At 52.9% G+C, this 17,968-nt stretch carries 19 protein-coding genes; 16 read left to right on the top strand and 3 right to left on the bottom strand.

The features are described 5' to 3' along the window. Positions 1–8: 8 nt before the first annotated feature. Positions 9–1,007, bottom strand: coding sequence for a class 1 fructose-bisphosphatase (gene fbp, locus HV334_RS02620; protein ID WP_016151459.1), 999 nt, complete (start codon positions 1,005–1,007; stop codon positions 9–11). Between the two features lie 175 nt (positions 1,008–1,182). Here fbp and mpl point away from each other — a divergent pair, with 175 nt between their 5' ends. The 3 genes from mpl (at position 1,183) to HV334_RS02635 (ending at position 4,921) form a co-directional block, all read left to right on the top strand. After that, the gene (gene mpl / locus HV334_RS02625; RefSeq protein ID WP_153689791.1) at positions 1,183–2,559 is read left to right on the top strand and encodes a UDP-N-acetylmuramate:L-alanyl-gamma-D-glutamyl-meso-diaminopimelate ligase; all 1,377 of its coding nucleotides are present in this window, start codon (positions 1,183–1,185) and stop codon (positions 2,557–2,559) included. Positions 2,560–2,846: 287 nt separating this feature from the next. Continuing rightward, positions 2,847–3,599: a MurR/RpiR family transcriptional regulator gene (locus HV334_RS02630; protein WP_181221137.1), complete on the top strand. Its 753-nt coding sequence runs from the start codon at positions 2,847–2,849 to the stop codon at positions 3,597–3,599. Next, positions 3,599–4,921 (top strand): 6-phospho-beta-glucosidase, encoded by a 1,323-nt coding sequence (locus HV334_RS02635; RefSeq protein WP_181221138.1) that lies wholly within the window; start codon positions 3,599–3,601, stop codon positions 4,919–4,921. The genes HV334_RS02630 and HV334_RS02635 overlap by 1 nt, the downstream gene beginning before the upstream one ends. 50 nt (positions 4,922–4,971) lie before the next feature. Here HV334_RS02635 and HV334_RS02640 read toward each other — a convergent pair. Next, positions 4,972–5,669, bottom strand: a protein-coding gene (locus HV334_RS02640; RefSeq protein WP_095033700.1) for an IS1-like element IS1B family transposase whose coding sequence is annotated in 2 segments (ribosomal slippage) — positions 4,972–5,420 and positions 5,420–5,669 — 699 coding nt in all. Because the reading frame shifts where the segments join, the coding sequence is not laid out codon by codon here. 78 nt (positions 5,670–5,747) lie between these two features. On the opposite strand from HV334_RS02640, the gene HV334_RS02645 reads away from it, so the two are divergent. After that, positions 5,748–6,404, top strand: a complete 657-nt coding sequence (locus HV334_RS02645) for a 6-phosphogluconolactonase (protein ID WP_181221843.1) — start codon at positions 5,748–5,750, stop codon at positions 6,402–6,404. Between the two features lie 6 nt (positions 6,405–6,410). Then, complete coding sequence (locus tag HV334_RS02650) at positions 6,411–7,727, top strand: PTS transporter subunit EIIC (protein WP_080859624.1); 1,317 nt, start codon at positions 6,411–6,413, stop codon at positions 7,725–7,727. Between the two features lie 63 nt (positions 7,728–7,790). On the opposite strand, the gene yjgA is transcribed toward HV334_RS02650, so the two are convergent. Beyond that, a complete protein-coding gene (gene yjgA, locus HV334_RS02655; protein WP_016151465.1) occupies positions 7,791–8,342 on the bottom strand; it encodes a ribosome biogenesis factor YjgA in 552 nt (183 codons plus the stop codon). A gap of 95 nt (positions 8,343–8,437) precedes the next feature. Here yjgA and pmbA point away from each other — a divergent pair, with 95 nt between their 5' ends. From pmbA to HV334_RS02710, 11 genes are all read left to right on the top strand, one after another. After that, positions 8,438–9,790: a metalloprotease PmbA gene (gene pmbA / locus HV334_RS02660; protein WP_181221139.1), complete on the top strand. Its 1,353-nt coding sequence runs from the start codon at positions 8,438–8,440 to the stop codon at positions 9,788–9,790. A 47-nt stretch (positions 9,791–9,837) separates the two neighbouring features. Then, the gene (gene cybC / locus HV334_RS02665; RefSeq protein ID WP_016155540.1) at positions 9,838–10,224 is read left to right on the top strand and encodes a cytochrome b562; all 387 of its coding nucleotides are present in this window, start codon (positions 9,838–9,840) and stop codon (positions 10,222–10,224) included. A 330-nt stretch (positions 10,225–10,554) separates the two neighbouring features. Next, a complete protein-coding gene (locus HV334_RS02670) occupies positions 10,555–10,863 on the top strand; it encodes a PRD domain-containing protein (RefSeq protein ID WP_016151467.1) in 309 nt (102 codons plus the stop codon). A 10-nt stretch (positions 10,864–10,873) separates the two neighbouring features. After that, positions 10,874–11,236, top strand: coding sequence for an SFCGS family glycine-rich protein (locus HV334_RS02675; RefSeq protein WP_003830384.1), 363 nt, complete (start codon positions 10,874–10,876; stop codon positions 11,234–11,236). 2 nt (positions 11,237–11,238) lie between these two features. Further along, positions 11,239–11,538 (top strand): DUF4312 family protein, encoded by a 300-nt coding sequence (locus tag HV334_RS02680; protein ID WP_016151468.1) that lies wholly within the window; start codon positions 11,239–11,241, stop codon positions 11,536–11,538. Positions 11,539–11,560: 22 nt separating this feature from the next. Continuing rightward, positions 11,561–12,337 carry a DUF4311 domain-containing protein gene (locus HV334_RS02685; protein WP_005134210.1) on the top strand — a complete coding sequence of 259 codons (777 nt, stop codon included), beginning with the start codon at positions 11,561–11,563 and terminating at the stop codon, positions 12,335–12,337. 11 nt (positions 12,338–12,348) lie between these two features. After that, the gene (locus tag HV334_RS02690) at positions 12,349–12,993 is read left to right on the top strand and encodes a DUF4310 family protein (RefSeq protein WP_003830379.1); all 645 of its coding nucleotides are present in this window, start codon (positions 12,349–12,351) and stop codon (positions 12,991–12,993) included. Between the two features lie 58 nt (positions 12,994–13,051). Then, positions 13,052–14,185 carry an amidohydrolase/deacetylase family metallohydrolase gene (locus tag HV334_RS02695; RefSeq protein WP_047358560.1) on the top strand — a complete coding sequence of 378 codons (1,134 nt, stop codon included), beginning with the start codon at positions 13,052–13,054 and terminating at the stop codon, positions 14,183–14,185. Beyond that, positions 14,169–15,287 carry a DgaE family pyridoxal phosphate-dependent ammonia lyase gene (locus HV334_RS02700; RefSeq protein WP_181221140.1) on the top strand — a complete coding sequence of 373 codons (1,119 nt, stop codon included), beginning with the start codon at positions 14,169–14,171 and terminating at the stop codon, positions 15,285–15,287. The genes HV334_RS02695 and HV334_RS02700 overlap by 17 nt, the downstream gene beginning before the upstream one ends. Then, a complete protein-coding gene (locus tag HV334_RS02705) occupies positions 15,284–16,024 on the top strand; it encodes a KDGP aldolase family protein (RefSeq protein ID WP_181221141.1) in 741 nt (246 codons plus the stop codon). Before HV334_RS02700 ends, HV334_RS02705 begins: the two co-directional genes overlap by 4 nt. A gap of 21 nt (positions 16,025–16,045) precedes the next feature. Next, on the top strand, positions 16,046–17,959 hold the full coding sequence (locus tag HV334_RS02710) for a PRD domain-containing protein (protein ID WP_181221142.1): 1,914 nt from the start codon (positions 16,046–16,048) through the stop codon (positions 17,957–17,959). Positions 17,960–17,968: the final 9 nt, after the last annotated feature.

A 17,968-nucleotide genomic window follows, 5' to 3' on the forward strand; every position in this document is an offset into this window, starting at 1 on the left:
AAAGCGTATTACGCGTCCGGGAATTCGCGGATAAAGCGTTCTACATCTTCAACCATATGGTCGTTACCTACGAAGAAGGAGCGACGCTGGTGCAGGCTTTCCGGGGTGATATCCAGAATGCGATCTTTACCATCGCTCGCTTTGCCGCCCGCCTGCTCGGCCAGGAAGGCCATCGGATTGCATTCGTACAGCAGACGCAGCTTCCCTTGCGGGTGGCTGGCGGTGCTTGGGTACAGGTAGATCCCGCCTTTGAGCAGATTACGATGGAAATCCGCAACCAGAGAGCCAATGTAGCGCGAGGTGTACGGGCGCTGAGTTGACTTATCTTCTTCCTGGCAGAATTTAATGTACTTCTTCACGCCGTTCGGGAATTTAATGTAGTTGCCTTCGTTAATGGAGTACGTGCTGCCTTTCGCCGGGAAGCGCATACGTTCCTGGCTGAGGCAGAATACGCCCAGAGAAGGATCGTAGGTGAAGGCGTGTACGCCACAGCCGGTGGTATACACCAGCATGGTGGAAGAACCATAAACAACGTAGCCCGCAGCAACCTGCTTGTTGCCTGGTTGCAGGAAATCCTCTTCCGTGACCGGCGTGCCGACTGGGGTTACGCGGCGATAAATAGAGAAAATCGTACCGACAGAGACGTTAACATCGATGTTGGATGAGCCATCCAGAGGATCCATCAGCACAACATATTTTGCGTGTTCACAGCCTTCAAAGACGACGATTTCATCTTCTTCTTCCGAGGCAATGCCCGCCACAATGTCGCGCGCCTTCAGTGCAGCTTTCAGTTTTTCGTTCGCGAACAGATCGAGTTTTTGCTGAACCTCTCCCTGCACGTTCTCAGCACCGCTGGCACCCAGGATATCGACCAGACCGGCCTTGTTGATATCGCGGTGGATGATCTTGGCGCCCAGCTTTATTGCCGACAACAAAGCAGTGAGTTCACCGGTAGCATGAGAAAACTCGTGCTGCTTTTCGACAATAAATTCACCTAACGTTTTCATAACACTTTCCCTGCAATTTATGTGGAGTAAAGCGACCGCAACAATATTAACAAATATTTCCATTGCCGCGCTTAGGTGAATCGCGCCAGCAAACTACGGAATATCCTGAAATGCGTTTCTCACTTGCCGGACATGTGCGTAAAATGGCCCCCAGATTAAAAAAGGATAGTGACGTATGCGCATTCATATTTTGGGAATTTGTGGCACTTTCATGGGCGGTCTGGCGATGCTGGCGCGCTCACTCGGTCATGAAGTAACCGGTTCGGACGCCAATGTGTATCCGCCGATGAGTACCTTACTTGAGAAGCAAGGCATTGATCTGATTCAGGGTTACGATGCCAGCCAGCTCGATCCGCAGCCGGACCTGGTGATCATTGGCAATGCCATGACCAGGGGTAATCCGTGTGTGGAAGCGGTGCTGGAAAAGAACATTCCGTACATGTCCGGCCCGCAGTGGCTGCATGACTTTGTGCTGCGCGATCGTTGGGTACTGGCGGTTGCGGGGACGCACGGCAAAACCACCACCGCCGGAATGGCGACCTGGATCCTTGAAGCCTGCGGCTATAAGCCTGGCTTTGTGATCGGCGGCGTACCGGGTAACTTTGAGGTTTCCGCGCGTCTGGGTGAGAGCGACTTCTTCGTGATTGAAGCGGATGAGTACGATTGCGCCTTCTTCGATAAGCGTTCTAAATTCGTACATTACTGCCCGCGTACGCTGATCCTCAACAACCTTGAGTTCGATCACGCGGATATCTTTGACGATCTGAAAGCGATCCAGAAACAGTTCCACCACCTGGTGCGTATCGTGCCGGGCCAGGGACGCATTATCTACCCGGAAAACGACATCAATCTGAAACAGACGATGGCGATGGGCTGCTGGAGCGAACAAGAGCTGGTTGGTGAACAAGGTCACTGGCAGGCGAAAAAGCTGACCACTGATGCATCCGAATGGGAAGTGTGGCTGGACGGTGAAAATGTTGGCGTGGTGAAGTGGGGCCTGGTAGGCGAGCACAACATGCACAACGGTCTGATGGCGATTGCTGCCGCGCGCCATGTTGGCGTCGTGCCTGCGGATGCAGCCAATGCGCTGGGCTCGTTCATCAACGCCCGTCGTCGCCTTGAGCTGCGCGGCGAAGCCAATGGCGTGACGGTGTATGACGATTTCGCCCATCACCCAACGGCCATTCTGGCAACGCTTGCGGCGCTGCGCGGTAAAGTGGGGGGCACGGCGCGCATCATCGCGGTGCTGGAACCACGCTCGAACACCATGAAAATGGGCCTGTGCAAAGATGACCTGGCGCCGTCGTTAGGGCGTGCGGACGAAGTGTTCCTGCTGCAACCCCCGCATATTCCGTGGCAGGTAGCAGAAGTCGCTGAAGCCTGCGTTCAGCCTGCGCACTGGAGCGGCGATGTGGATGCACTGGCAGATATGGTGGTGAAAACTGCACAGCCTGGCGATCACATCCTGGTGATGAGTAACGGCGGGTTTGGTGGCATCCATCAAAAACTGCTGGATGGCCTGGCGAAGAAAGCCCTGGCAGAAGAAGAGTAAAAAAATGCCCGGTGGCGCTACGCTTACCGGGCCTACGAACCGTTGTGGGCCGGATAAGGTGTTTACACCGTTATCCGGCACTTTCTCAGGAGCACGATCTCCGTTGCCATCCGGCCTTCTGGTTACGCCATACTTCTCAACGGAATGGGAAGCCTCCATATGGAAATTTATAACTCAGATCGCAGAAATTAATTTCTAAATCATAAAATCTATTTCCGCTTTTCCCTTGCTAATATCCCCTCGAGAGCCAATGTGGCGTAAGTGCCACATAATAAAAGGTGCGCTCCATGCGAAAAAATTTAACCAATAACGAACTGCGAGTTTATAAATTCTGTCAGGAGAACCCTGCTGATGTTTATAAAATGAAAATTCATGAACTGGCAGATCGCGTTTATACTACCGCGCCATCTATTTCTAAGTTGGTAAAGAAATTAGGCTTTAATAATTTCCAGGAGTTTAAGGTCAACATTCGGGACGTATTCTCCAGATCGCAAAACTCGCAGCACCATAACGCGTTTGTTAGCGAATATATAAAAGAAATGCAGGATGCTTTAGCCAGAGTGTCTGAGAATAAAGTCAAAGTCTTTTGTGATTTTTTGTCCGACTGCAATACGATTATCACCTGGGGATACGGTACATCAGATAGCGTGGCGAACTATGTTAGCTATAATCTGATGGTGCTGGGCTTTAATATCCTCAATGAAACAGACTACACCAACTGTAATGTCCGCAGCCGCTTTCTGACCGCTAACGATTGTATGCTGATTGTTTCCAACAGCGGTGAGTCAGAAATGCTGGAAGAGATAATTTTTAATGCCAGAAAAAACGGCATCAAGGTGGCCGCGATTACCAGCCGGGAAAACTCTACGCTGGCGCTTAAGGCCGATGCAGTCTTGATCTACAAAAACGCCATTATTAAAGATACTGCTTTCGAAAATATAAGCTATCCGATCCAGATAGCCATCGTAGATATTATGCTTTTCCATTTATCCAATGTCAGAAAAGTGTCGTTGAAATTTAATTCAAAAGTAGAAGACTAATGAAAAAACTAAAACTCGTGGTGATTGGCGCGGGTAGCAGCTATACGCCAGAACTGATTGAAGGGGTAATTAAAAACTACCACCAGCTTCCCATCTCTCACATCGCTTTTGTCGACGTTGAAATGGGTAAAGAGAAAATGAACATCATTTTCGATCTCACCAAAAGAATGCTTGCCAAAGCAAATTTACCAATTGATGTCATCCAAACTTTTGACCGCAAAACAGCGCTGCTGGGTGCCGACTTCGTGGTGACTCAACTGCGCGTCGGTGGTATCGATGCCCGAATCGTTGATGAAAAACTGCCGAAGTCATACGGTTTTATTGGCCAGGAAACCAATGGCGCGGGCGGGATGTTCAAAGCTCTGCGCACCATTCCGGTCATCATTGAAATAGCGAATGAAATGAAGGCGATTTGTCCAAACGCCTGGCTGATTAACTTCACCAATCCAGCTTCCATGGTGACAGAAGCGGTACTCAAATACAGCCACAACAATCGGGTCATCGGCCTGTGCAATGGTCCTGTCAATATGACCCATCAGGTGGCCGGGCTGCTGAATGCCAACGTAGAGGATTTATACGTCGAGTTCAAAGGCTCCAACCATATGAACTTTATTACCAAAATTTTGCATAACGGCGTCGACCGTACCCGCGAAACCATCGAGATAATCAACGCCGCCGACGTTGATGCACTGAGCTTTAAAAACATCAGCAATGAGCAGTTTAATAAAGAGCTGCTGGCCGCCACCAATCTGATCCCCTCTTCCTATTTAAAATACTACCTCAAGACGACTGAAATGCTTGCCGAGCAGGAAGCAGCCGAGCAATCACGGGGTGAGATCGTCAAAAATATCGAAGCCGAACTGTTTAAAAATTACAGCGACGTTACGCTTCAGGATAAGCCTAAAGAGCTGGAAGCCCGCGGCGGTGCGCTTTATTCCACCGCCGCGCTGAACGTTATTCGCGCTATTTACCTCGACGATAAGAGCATTCAAACCGTCAACGTTCGTAACGGCGGTGCTATCACTAATTTACCGGAAGAGGCGGTAGTTGAAGTGAACTGTGTGCTTACCCGTAATGGTCCGATTCCAATTTGTACTGGCGAGATCCCATCTCCTGCGAAAGGGATTGTTTCCATGATGAAAGACTATGAAGCGCAGATCGTCAAAGCCGCCGCCACCGGCGATTATCAAGCGCTTATTTCAGGCTTTATTTTCAACCCATTATGCTCAAGCGATACTTCGGGTGTGGCGTTAGTCAAAGAGATGCTGCTGGCCAATAAAAAGTATCTTCCTTTATTCGCCAAAAAGATTGAATCACTTTAATAGCGAGAAGAAACGGATGAAATGTACAACGTTTGGGTAATGACTCCAACTTATTGATAGTGTTTTATGTTCAGATAATGCCCGATGACTTTGTCATGCAGCTCCACCGATTTTGAGAACGACAGCGACTTCCGTCCCAGCCGTGCCAGGTGCTGCCTCAGATTCAGGTTATGCCGCTCAATTCGCTGCGTATATCGCTTGCTGATTACGTGCAGCTTTCCCTTCAGGCGGGATTCATACAGCGGCCAGCCATCCGTCATCCATATCACCACGTCAAAGGGTGACAGCAGGCTCATAAGACGCCCCAGCGTCGCCATAGTGCGTTCACCGAATACGTGCGCAACAACCGTCTTCCGGAGCCTGTCATACGCGTAAAACAGCCAGCGCTGGCGCGATTTAGCCCCGACGTATCCCCACTGTTCGTCCATTTCCGCGCAGACGATGACGTCACTGCCCGGCTGTATGCGCGAGGTTACCGACTGCGGCCTGAGTTTTTTAAATGGCGGAAAATCGTGTTGAGGCCAACGCCCATAATGCGGGCGGTTGCCCGGCATCCAACGCCATTCATGGCCATATCAATGATTTTCTGGTGCGTACCGGGTTGAGAAGCGGTGTAAGTGAACTGCAGTTGCCATGTTTTACGGCAGTGAGAGCAGAGATAGCGCTGATGTCCGGCAGTGCTTTTGCCGTTACGCACCACCCCGTCAGTAGCTGAACAGGAGGGACAGCTGATAGAAACAGAAGCCACTGGAGCACCTCAAAAACACCATCATACACTAAATCAGTAAGTTGGCAGCATCACCCAACGTTTGATACCAATGCCGCGCTGGCTGAACAGGTCGTTAGTGAGCTATCCGCGCTCAAACCACATTCTCGCGTGCTGATCCCCTCCGGTAGCACGCCTCACTGGATTTACGAAGCACTGGCAGCGACACCGTTTGCCGAACGCCTTACCTTCTTTGCGCTGGATGAGTGGGTCAACGTGCCCAGCGAATCAGATGGCAGCTGCCTGAACATGATTAATCAGGACTTTGTGCACAAATGTGCCTATCCGGTGCGGTTAGTCCATTTCAATCCGTTTGCCTCTACGGCACAAAATATTGCCCATTACCAAACCGCGCTCAACGGTGAAGAGTTTGACTATGTAATTCTGGGCGTGGGAATGAACGGGCATATCGGCTTAAACGAGCCGGGCGTGCCGTTTGATGAGGATTATCTACAAACTGAACTAGATGACGTAACAATTAACGTCGCCAGCCATAAATACTTCTCCGGAGATGTCACCCTCACCGAGGGTATTACCGTTGGGCTGAATAAAATCATCAAGGCTGGAAAGGTGATTGTTATCATCAACCACGATGCGAAAAAAGATATTTATCAGGAGATTGTTAACGGCGATGCGCACCACACTCAGGTTCCTGCCATCTATATCAAGCAGTTCCCGCAGGTTAATTATTACGTGACAAAAAACCTTATAGGGTAAGCGGGCATGAGCATAACCTCTCTACTCGAACAAAAGATGTTGCCACTGGCCGAGAAAATCTCGTCAAACATCTACCTGACCGCACTAAAAAATGCGTTTATTGCCCTGATTCCCTTTTTGATTGTCGGTTCATTTTTCGTATTGTTAACCAACTTTCCTGTTAACGGCTATCACGAGTTTATGAGTTCGCTGTTAGGGGAAGGCGTGCTGGATAAGCTCAATTACGGGATTAACGCCAGCTACGGATTAATGACGCTGCTGGTGATTATCACCTTCTCAAAGGAGTTAGTTGAAAAGCTTAATCTCAGCCAAAGTTCCGCTATTTTACCGGTGGCGATCTTCTTCTTAATGTCGCCTGGTCATATTACGACAGGATCGGGAGAAATCGTCGCCGATGCTTACGCGCTGCTCGACTTTAGCTCTGAATCGATGTTCTTAGGGATTATCGTTACTGTGGTCACCATCAAGGTGGTTCAGTTTCTGGAAAACAGGGCTTTTACCATCAAGATGCCTGCGAGTGTCCCGCCAGAGATTGCCAGGTCGTTTAAATCGCTGGTACCTATCTTCTTAGTGCTACTGTTCTGGATTATCGTCAAGGTGCTGTTTGAGAACACGCCTTTTGGTACGCCGGGGAAATTTATCAGCGTCATGCTGCAACAGCCGTTGCTGTATCTGGGGAATTCCCTCTTATCGCAACTGATTGCTGAGATGATGATCAGTTTCTTCTGGTTCTTTGGGATCCATGGCGACTCTATCATGACATCCGTAATGGGGCCTATCTGGCAAACGCTCAGTGCGCAGAACCTGGCGCAAACTCAGGCCGGGCTGGTAGCGACCAACATCATTACTCAGCAGTTCAGGGATGTCTATTTGATTGCCGGCGGTACGGGCTTTACCGGGGCGCTGTTGATTAGCATCTTTATGGTTGCCAAAAGTACGCGATTAAAGCAGCTCTCACGGCTGGCGGCACCGGCGGCAATTTTTAACATTAATGAGCCGGTGATTTTTGGTTTGCCAATCGTGCTTAATCCGCTGATGCTTATCCCGTTTATCATTACCCCAATGGTGCTGTGTACGGTTACTTATGTGGTTATCGCACTCGGCTGGGTTCCCCCCACCTCTGGTATCTCCATTCCCTGGACAACGCCGATCTTTATTTCTGGTTTCCTCACCACCGGGATTTCAGGCATTGTGTTACAGGCCGTGAATCTGGTTATCGCCACCGCGATTTATACACCGTTCGTGAAGATTTTAGATAAGCAGTATCTGCATGAAGAGAGTCAGTCAGAGAACGCTATGGGCGAAATGCAGCCCCAGCAGTAAGGGCACAGAATCCAGGCCGGATGAAGTATTTACATCATCCGGCACTTTCTGCAGACGAAGAGATTAGATTTCGTTTTCCGCCAGTTCACGCAGATACTGGAAAATCTGACGTGCTGATTTCGGCGGCTTGTTGCCTTCTTGCTCTTTCTTCGCATTGCGAACCAGAGAACGAAGCTGCTGGCGATCGGCGTTTGGCCACAGGTTCAGCACTTCCGCTACCGCATCATCACCTTCGGCGATCAGGCGATCGCGCAGTTGCTCAAGCTTGTGAAACAGTACAACCTGTTGGTTGTGACGGTTTTTCAGCTTGTCCAGCGCCTGACGGATAGGATCAACATCGCGCTGGCGCAACATTTTGCCAATCAGCTGCAGCTGGCGGCGGCGACCTTCCATCTTAATACGCTGGGCCAACTCAATCGCGGCACGTAAATCCGCGTCGAGCGGGATTTTATCCAGCGCGTTTTTCCCCAGTTTTACCAGTTCCACACCCAGGTGTTTTAACTCCTCGGCGTCACGTTTTATTTCACTTTTACTGACCCAGATAATTTCATCGTCTTCGTCTTCGATGTCATCACCGGGAACGTCGTCGAGCCAGTCTTCGGGCTGCTTAGTCATGTCAGGCTCCTTAAAAAAAGAGGCTAATGTTACCAGTTAAGATGCGCACTGAAAAACGGTTCTCTGTTAGACTTCAGAGAAACTCTCTCTACATTATGGCATTTGCGATGAAAGTAATCTCACAAGTTGAAGCGCAGCGTAAGATTCTGGAAGAAGCGGTCTCGACGGCACTGGAATTAGCGTCAGGTAAGTCGGATGGCGCGGAAGTCGCTGTGAGCAAGACCACGGGTATTAGCGTCAGCACCCGTTATGGTGAAGTGGAGAACGTAGAATTCAATAGCGATGGCGCGCTGGGGATTACGGTTTATCACCAAAACCGTAAGGGCAGCGCATCGTCCACTGATTTAAGCCCGCAGGCGATTGCACGTACCGTGCAGGCCGCGCTGGATATTGCACGTTATACCTCACCGGACCCGTGCGCCGGCGTGGCAGATAAAGAACTGCTGGCCTTTGATGCGCCCGATTTGGATCTGTTCCACCCGGCGGAAGTGTCCACTGACGAAGCTATCGAACTGGCAGCCCGCGCGGAACAGTCGGCGCTACAGGCCGATAAGCGTATCACCAATACCGAAGGCGGCAGTTTTAACAGCCACTATGGCATCAAAGTGTTTGGTAACAGCCACGGTATGCTGCAGGGCTACTGCTCTACGCGTCACTCTCTTTCCAGCTGCGTCATCGCGGAAGAAAATGGCGATATGGAGCGTGATTACGCCTACACCATTGGCCGGGCGATGGGCGATCTGCAAACGCCGGAATGGGTGGGGGCAGACTGTGCTCGCCGCACCTTATCTCGCCTCTCTCCGCGTAAACTTTCCACCATGAAAGCGCCGGTGATTTTTGCCAACGAAGTGGCGACTGGGCTGTTCGGACATCTGGTCGGCGCGATTGCCGGTGGTTCGGTATACCGTAAATCCACCTTCCTGCTCGACTCGCTGGGCAAACAAATTCTGCCGGAATGGCTGACTATTGAAGAACATCCGCACCTGCTGAAAGGGCTGGCGTCGTCGCCGTTCGACAGCGAAGGCGTACGGACCGAACGCCGTGACATTATTAAAGACGGCGTGCTGACCCAATGGCTGCTGACCAACTATTCCGCACGTAAGCTGGGACTGAAGAGCACCGGTCATGCGGGCGGGATCCACAACTGGCGAATTCCGGGACAGGGTCTAAGCTTCGAGCAGTTGCTCAAAGAGATGGGCACAGGCCTTGTGGTTACCGAGCTGATGGGGCAGGGCGTAAGCGGCATTACCGGCGATTACTCGCGCGGCGCAGCGGGTTTTTGGGTCGAAAACGGCGAAATTCAGTATCCGGTGAGTGAAATTACCATCGCCGGGAACTTAAAAGAGATGTGGCGCAATATTGTGACCGTAGGCAACGATATTGAAACGCGCAGTAATATTCAGTGTGGTTCGGTATTGTTACCGGAGATGAAAATCGCCGGGCAATGATACTCGTTAAGGCGTTAATTTTTTAATAATAAAAAAGGAAGTGAGCAATGCGTAAACACCTGTTAGCGATCGTCGCGGCTTCAACGCTGGTTCTTGGTTCTTCTGCGTTTGCAGCCGATCTCGAAGATGACATGGGGATCCTCAACGACAACCTGAAGATCGTCGAAAAAACGGACAATGCGACTGAACTGAAAGACGCGTTGACCAAAATGCGTGCAGCCGCGCTGGATGCTCAAAAGGGAACGCCGCCGAAGCTGGAGAGCAAATCCCCGGACAGTGCGGAGATGAAAGATTTCCGCCACGGCTTTGACACGCTGATCGGTCAGATTGACGGCGCGCTTAAACTGGCGAACGAAGGTAAAGTCAAAGAGGCGAAAGCCGTTGCGGAAGACCTGAAAAAAACGCGCAACGAAAACCACAAGAAGTTCCGCTAATCTACTCTATCCGGCCTGCATAACCGTAGGCCGGATAAGACGCTGCGCCCCTGCATCCCATAAGTAAACGCTATCCCCATCACATTTTTTCATTTTTATCGTCCATTCATTGTTCGCATTTCCTTCCATTTTGCTGCTCACTCTTGCGATCTCAATCACATTCTTCCAGTGATTAATCGTGGTCCCGGCCCTTTTTGCGGCACAGATCACTATCGCTGCGCCCCTTTCCACTTCGAAGTGGAAAACAACTCGCTACAAACTTTTAACCCCCACCGCTAAGTTAACCTCAGAGCCACTAGTGGGGTAAGACGAGTGAATAACGGAGCTGTAATGAATGACATGGGGGAATCGGTGGAACTGGCCGACCGCATGCTGGCGCAGGTGTATGCCTTGCTGCGTGAACGCCACATTATTCCCAACGCTGTACAGGAACAGATGCTGACGTCGCATGTTCGCGCCATGGCGCACCGCTCGGTAACGGGTGAACCCTTACCAGAAGTCGATGCCAGCTTGTTTGATGAAATTTCTGCCGAATCAATGGCGCTTGCCCGTGACGTGGTCGCTGAGTTTGGCAATCTTCCTGAGGAAGAGGCCTGGCTGCTGTCGGTGCACTTCGAAGTCGCGAAAGACAACCTTTAAGGAGCAAAAGATGGAACAGATTACCGTAGTGATTGGCGATCGTCTGGGTAAAGGCCAGAAAGTGGCGGCAGGCGTTGAGAAAGCGGGCGGCCGTGCGGTTGTGGTGCCGGGCGTTGCGGCAGATATGAAGCTGGGTGACGTGATGAAAGCGGAAAACGCCACCTTTGGTATCTCGTTTTGCGGCAGTGGCGGCGCGGGTGCGATTACCGCGCAGACCAAATACGGCTACAAGGCGAAATACGGCATGCGCTCGGTTGATGAAGGGGTCACTGCCATCAACGAAGGTTGCAACGTGCTGGGGTTCGGTTTTATGGACAAAGAAGAACTCGGTGAGCGCCTGGTACAGGCGTGGCAAAAGAAACACGGCGCTTAAGCATGAAAGAACAATTCACCACCACGGTGAGAGTCACTGGCAAGGGCGAGGCCAAAGCGCGCGCCTTTGCCGATGCCCTGAACCACGTTCAGGCAGCGGTGATGAAAGCGTCGCCGCATATCTTACTGCGTATTGAGCCACAGGATGTGCAGGTTGTTCAAGCGCGTGAATCGGTGCGCAAAGAGGCATTTTTATTCCTCTTTTTGCGCCGGGAAAGACGCACCTTCAGCGTGGAGCTGGACGTGACCGTCAACGTGACTGCCATCAATCTCGACAAGGTGGATTTCGTTACGCAACGCTGATTCTTTATTAAAAGGCATAATTATGTTCCTGATAATATTAATAAAATCGCTCATCATCGGCGGCCTGGTTGGCGTCGGTGTCGGCGCTGGGGCTGCACGCATGTTTCATGCGCCTACCACTCAAGGGATGGGCGCGTTTCGTACTCTGGGAGAACTGAATTCCTGCGAAGGGGATCCGGCTTCTCACTTCTCGTTCGGCCTGGGTTTCTTCTTTAACGCCTGGGCTTCCTCCGTTGCGGCGGGGGCGTTCACTCAGGACGTCGACCATCGCATCATCCCCAACTGGGGCGCTGCTGCGCTGATGGTTAAAAACCGCAACGTCGGTGAAACGCTGCACGATCCCAAGCGCATGGCGATTGCCTGCGGCGTTATCGGGATGATCGTTGTGACCTTCCTGAATCTTACGGCGTCATCCGTACCGGAAGCGTTGCAGGTGACTGCCGTCAAGGTGCTGGTGCCTGCGGCTAACCTGCTGGTTAACACCGTGATGCCAGTAATCTTCTGGCTGGCGGCGATCGATGCCGGTAAAAAATCAGGCTTCTGGGCCACCGTCTTTGGCGGTGCGGCGCAGCTGATTATGGGCAACGCCGTCCCGGGTCTGGTCCTTGGCATTCTGATCGGTAAAGGCGTGGAAGAGAGTGGCTGGAACCACGTCACTAAAGTGATGATGGTGGCTATCGTCGCGCTGTTTGTCCTGAGCGGCTTCTTCCGCGGCTTCGACATGAAGATGATCGAATCCTTCCATCTGACCGTGCCTAACTGGCTCGAACTGATCCACAACTCGCTCAGCGGCAAATAACGGAGGCCATCATGGAACAGAATAAAGGTTTTTGGTTCGCTGACTGGTCGTTCCCGATCTTCGTTGGCCTGCTCTCCTCTGGCGTATTTGCCGGAACGCACATGTACTACCTGTACGGGATTGGCGCATTTAACGAAGTCGCTTTTGTGGCGATGCTGAAGGCGGGAATGGACACCGGCTCCTACGGGGCGGTGGCGGCATTTGGTGCAAGCTTCCTGTTTGCCCGCATCATTGAAGGTTCGCTGGTGGGGATTCTGGATATTGGCGGGGCGATTCAGACCGGGGTCGGGTTAGGTGTTCCGGCGCTGCTGTTGGGCGCAGGTATTATCTTCCCGGTTGCCAACTTCGCAGCGTCGCTGGTCACCGGTCTGGTGATTGGTCTGGCGATTGGCTACATCATTATTCTGGCGCGTAAGTTCACCATCAATCAGAGCGACTCGACCTACGGTGCGGATGTCATGATGGGGGCCGGTAACGCCTCCGGCCGCTTCCTCGGACCATTGATTATCCTCAGCGCGATGACAGCGTCTATCCCTATCGGCATCGGTTCACTGGCGGGTGCGCTGCTGTTTTACCTGTGGCAGAAACCGATCACCGGCGGGGCGATCCTTGGGGCGATGATCCTCGGGTCCATCTTCCCGATTGCCATTAGCTAACTGTTGATTTGTAGGCCGGATGAGGCGGTTGCGCCGCCATCCGGCAAAGGAGAGAGCGATGTTTGATTTACTCCTGCGCCGTGCGCGCCTCGTTGACGATACGGTGAGCGATATTGCGCTCAAAGACGGCAAAATTGCGGCGTTGGGCGACGTTGATGGCCCGGCGCTGAAAACCATCGAACTGGGCGGCGAGTACTACGTGAGCGCAGGTTGGATTGATTCCCACGTTCACTGCTATCCGAAATCCCCGATTTATCACGACCAGCCGGACAGCGTCGGTATAGCTACCGGCGTTACCACGGTGGTGGATGCGGGTAGTACCGGGGCGGATGATATCGATGATTTTTATACCCTGACCCGGGAAGCGACCACCGAAGTGTATGCGCTGCTGAATATCTCCCGCGTTGGGCTTATCGCCCAGAACGAGCTGGCTAATATGGCCAACATTGATGCCGATGCGGTGCGACAGGCGGTGAAGCGCCATCCTGATTTTATCGTCGGCCTGAAGGCGCGCATGAGCAGCAGCGTGGTCGGTGAAAACGGCATTACGCCGCTGGAGCGCGCCAAAGCGATGCAAGCGCAGAACGGTGACCTGCCGCTGATGGTGCACATCGGCAACAATCCGCCGGATCTGGATGAGATCGCCGAACGCCTGACCGCGGGCGACATCATTACCCACTGCTACAACGGTAAGCCGAATCGCATTCTGACGCCGCAAGGCGAGCTGCGGGCGTCAGTGACGCGGGCGATTTCACGCGGTGTGCGTCTGGACGTTGGGCATGGCACCGCCAGCCTGAGCTTTGCGGTGGCAAAACGCGCTATCGGTCTGGGCATTTTGCCGCACACCATCAGCTCCGATATTTATTGTCGCAACCGTATCAGCGGCCCGGTGTATTCCCTGGCGAATGTGATGTCGAAATTTCTCGCCATTGGGATGTCGCTACCGCAGGTCATTGAGTGCGTTACTGCCAATGCCGCCGATGGTCTGCGCCTGAAACAGAAAGGGCGGCTGCAGGTTGGTCTGGATGCCGATTTAACCCTCTTTACGCTTAAGCGCCAGCCAACCGTGCTGGTAGATGCAGAAAACGACAGCCTGCAGGCTGAACAACTGCTGGTGCCGCTTGCCGCAATACGCGCGGGCAAGGGCTATATGACCGAACAAGGGAGCGCGGAACATGCCTTCGATTTTTGAGAAATACAATTTAAAACAGGTTATTAACACCTCAGGCCGCATGACGGCGCTCGGCGTTTCTACGCCACGACCAGAAGTGGTTCAGGCCGCAATGGCGGGGATGAATCAATATTTTGAGATGAAAGACCTGGTCAATAAAACCGGTGACTACATTGCGAAATTGCTGGAGGTGGAAGGGGCAACCGTCGTCTCCTGCGCTTCGGCCGGAATCGCCCTGTCAGTGGCTGGAGTGCTGGTTAAGGACAGCGACTGGCTGCTGGAGAACCTGCACGTCGCGCCGATCGAGAACAACGAAATCGTGCTGCCCAGAGGCCACAACGTCAACTTTGGCGCTCCGGTTGGCACCATGGTGGCGCTCGGCGGCGGCAAGCTCGTGGAAGCGGGTTATGCCAACGAATGTTCCGCCGCTCAGCTGGCGGCGGCCATTACGCCACGCACGGCGGCCATTCTGTATATCAAATCTCACCACTGCGTCCAGAAAAGTATGCTCAGCGTGGAACAGGCTGCGGTGGTGGCGCGTACGCATAATCTGCCGCTAATCGTGGATGCGGCGGCGGAAGAGGATTTGCAGTGCTACTACCGGGTTGGTGCGGATCTGGTGATTTATAGCGGTGCGAAAGCGATTGAAGGGCCAACTAGCGGCCTGGTGATTGGCAAAACCCAATACGTTGAGTGGGTGAAGCGCCAGACCGCGGGGATTGGCCGGGCGATGAAGGTGGGTAAAGAGGGGATTCTTGGCCTGACCTGCGCCATCGAACTATATCTGAACGCGCACAAAGAGAGCGGCGCGGAGATGGTCGAGAAAATGACGCCGTTCATTAATGCGTTAAACCAGCTTCACGGCGTAAGTGCCCGCGTGGTGTGGGACAGCGCAGGGCGCGACATCGCGCGCACGGAAATTAAGTTTGACGAAGCGGTAACCGGGATCGCCACAGGTGAACTGGTCGACGCGCTCAAGCAGGGAGAGTACGCGATTTACTTCCGTGGTTACAAAGCTAACGAAGGCATTATCGAAGCCGATGTGCGCAGCGTGGATCGCGCGCAACTGGAGATTGTGGCCCGTCGAATTGGTGAAGTGATTTCGCAGGAGAAAAAAGCATGAAACTGACCCCTAACTTTTATCGCGAACGCGTCTGCCTGAACGTGCTGGCGGGCTCCAAAGAAAATGCCCGGGATATTTACGCGGCGGCGGAAGGACACGTGCTGGTCGGTGTGTTGTCAAAAAATTACCCGGATGTCGCAAGCGCGGTCGCGGATATGCGTGAATACGCAGCGCTTATCGACAATGCCCTCTCCGTGGGGCTGGGGGCGGGCGATCCAAACCAGTCGGCGATGGTCAGTGAAATCTCCCGTCAGGTGCAGCCACAGCATGTTAATCAGGTCTTTACCGGCGTGGCGACCAGCCGCGCGCTGCTGGGTCAGCAGGAGACGGTGGTCAACGGTCTGGTCTCGCCAACTGGCACACCGGGCAGGGTGAAAATCTCCACCGGTCCGCTGAGCAGCCAGACGCCAGACGGCATTGTGCCGGTAGAAACCGCGATTGCGTTGCTCAAAGACATGGGGGGGAGCTCGATTAAATACTTCCCAATGGGTGGCCTGAAGTGCCGTGAGGAATACATTGCAGTCGCCCAGGCTTGCGCCCATCATGACTTCTGGCTGGAGCCAACTGGCGGTATCGATCTGGATAATTTCACTGAAATTTTGCAGATCGCCCTGGATGCCGGAGTGAGCAAAATCATTCCTCACATCTATAGTTCGATTATTGATAAGGTGAGTGGTAACACCCGACCGGACGACGTGCGCCAGCTGATGGCGATGACCCGGGCCTGCGTAGGCTAACTGACTGATGAGGAAACTGACGTGCGATTCCCCAACCAACGTTTAGCGCAGCTGTTTGGCATGCTGCAAAACGAAGCGCTTCCACAGGACGAGCTGGCGCAGCGGTTGTCGGTTTCCACACGCACCGTACGGGCGGATATCACTGCGCTAAACGCGCTGCTCACCCAGTACGGCGCGCAGTTTGTCCTCAGCCGGGGTAACGGTTATCAACTCAAAATTGACGACCCGGCACGTTATCATGCCCTGCAAACGCAGCGACCAGACGCGTTGCTGCGCATCCCTCGCACCAGCCAGGAGCGGGTGCACTGGCTGGTGGTTCGTTTTCTGACGTCGGCCTTTTCGCTGAAGCTGGAGAATTTGGCTGATGAATGGTTTATCAGCCGCGCGACGCTGCAAAACGATATGGCTGAGGTGCGCGAGCATCTGCAACGTTATCATCTGACGTTGGAAACGCGCCCCCGTCACGGTATGAAACTGTTTGGCAGCGAGATGGCGATCCGCGCCTGTTTGACCGATCTGCTATGGACGCTGGCACAGCAGGATCCACAGCACCCGCTAGTGACGCAAGAGGCACTAAATGCCGGGATCCCTGAACAGCTACAACCTGTTTTGCAGGATATTTTTGCCCGTTTTCACATTCGCCTGACCGATGAGGGTGAGCTGTTTTTGCGGTTGTACTGCGCGGTGGCGGTACGGCGGATTAGCGAAGGGTATCCCCTCCCGGAGTTTGCCGCAGAAGAAGCCGAGCAATCGGTGTGCCTGGCCACGCGGGAAATCGCAGCGGTATTGCACCGACTGGCGGATAAACCGCTTACCGTTTCCGAAGAGAACTGGTTGCAGGTGCATATCGCCGCCCGCCAGGTACAAGAGATCGCCCCCAGCGCCATCAATGCGGATGATGACGAAGCGCTGGTCAATTACATCCTGCGGTTTATCAACAGCCAGTACAACTACAACCTGTTGAATGACAAACAGTTACATGCTGATCTGCTGACGCATATTAAGACGATGATCACCCGGGTGCGTTACCAGATAATGATCCCCAATCCGCTACTGGAAAATATTAAACAGCACTACCCGATGGCGTGGGACATGACGCTGGCCGCCGTCTCGGGATGGGGAAAATATACGCCGTACACCATCAGTGAAAATGAGATTGGCTTCCTTGTGCTGCATATTGGCGTCGGGCTGGAGCGTAGTTACAACATCGGTTACCAGAGGCAGCCGAAAGTTCTGCTGGTATGCGATGCTGGAAATGCGATGGCGCGGATGATTGAAGCGGTGCTGGCGCGTAAGTATCCGCAGATAGAAATCGTCGATACTGTGACGCTACGCGACTACGAACAGCGGGAAAGTATCAGCGAAGATTTCGTCATCTCTACCGCGTGGGTTGGTGAAAAAGATAAGCCTGTGGTGATGATTGCACCGTTCCCTACCGATTATCAACTGGAGCAAATTGGCAAACTGGTGCTGGTCGACAGAACCCGTCCGTGGATGTTGAACAAATTCTTCGATGCCGCCCATTTTCGTGTGATCGACGAGCCAATGGATCAACAAACGTTGTTCAACGTTTTATGTCGCCAGTTGCAGGATGAAGGCTTTGTCGATGCGGAGTTTCTTGATTCGGTGGTTGAACGTGAGGCCATCGTCAGCACCATGCTGGGTGACAGCATTGCCCTGCCGCACGCCCTCGGTCTGCTGGCAAAGAAAACGGTGGTCTACACCATCCTTGCCCCGCGGGGTATCGCCTGGGGGGATGAAACGGCGCATGTGATCTTCCTGCTCGCCATCAGCAAAAGCGAATACGAAGAAGCGATGGCGATCTACGATATTTTCGTCACCTTCCTGCGCGAGCGGGCGATGACGCGACTCTGCGCATGCCGCAATTTCAGCGAGTTCAAAACGGTTGCAATGGAGTGTGTGAGCCGTTTTTAACGACGCTGC

It is taken from the genome of Citrobacter sp. RHBSTW-00944 (assembly GCF_013615435.1).
GTDB classification, from domain to species: domain Bacteria; phylum Pseudomonadota; class Gammaproteobacteria; order Enterobacterales; family Enterobacteriaceae; genus Citrobacter; species Citrobacter braakii.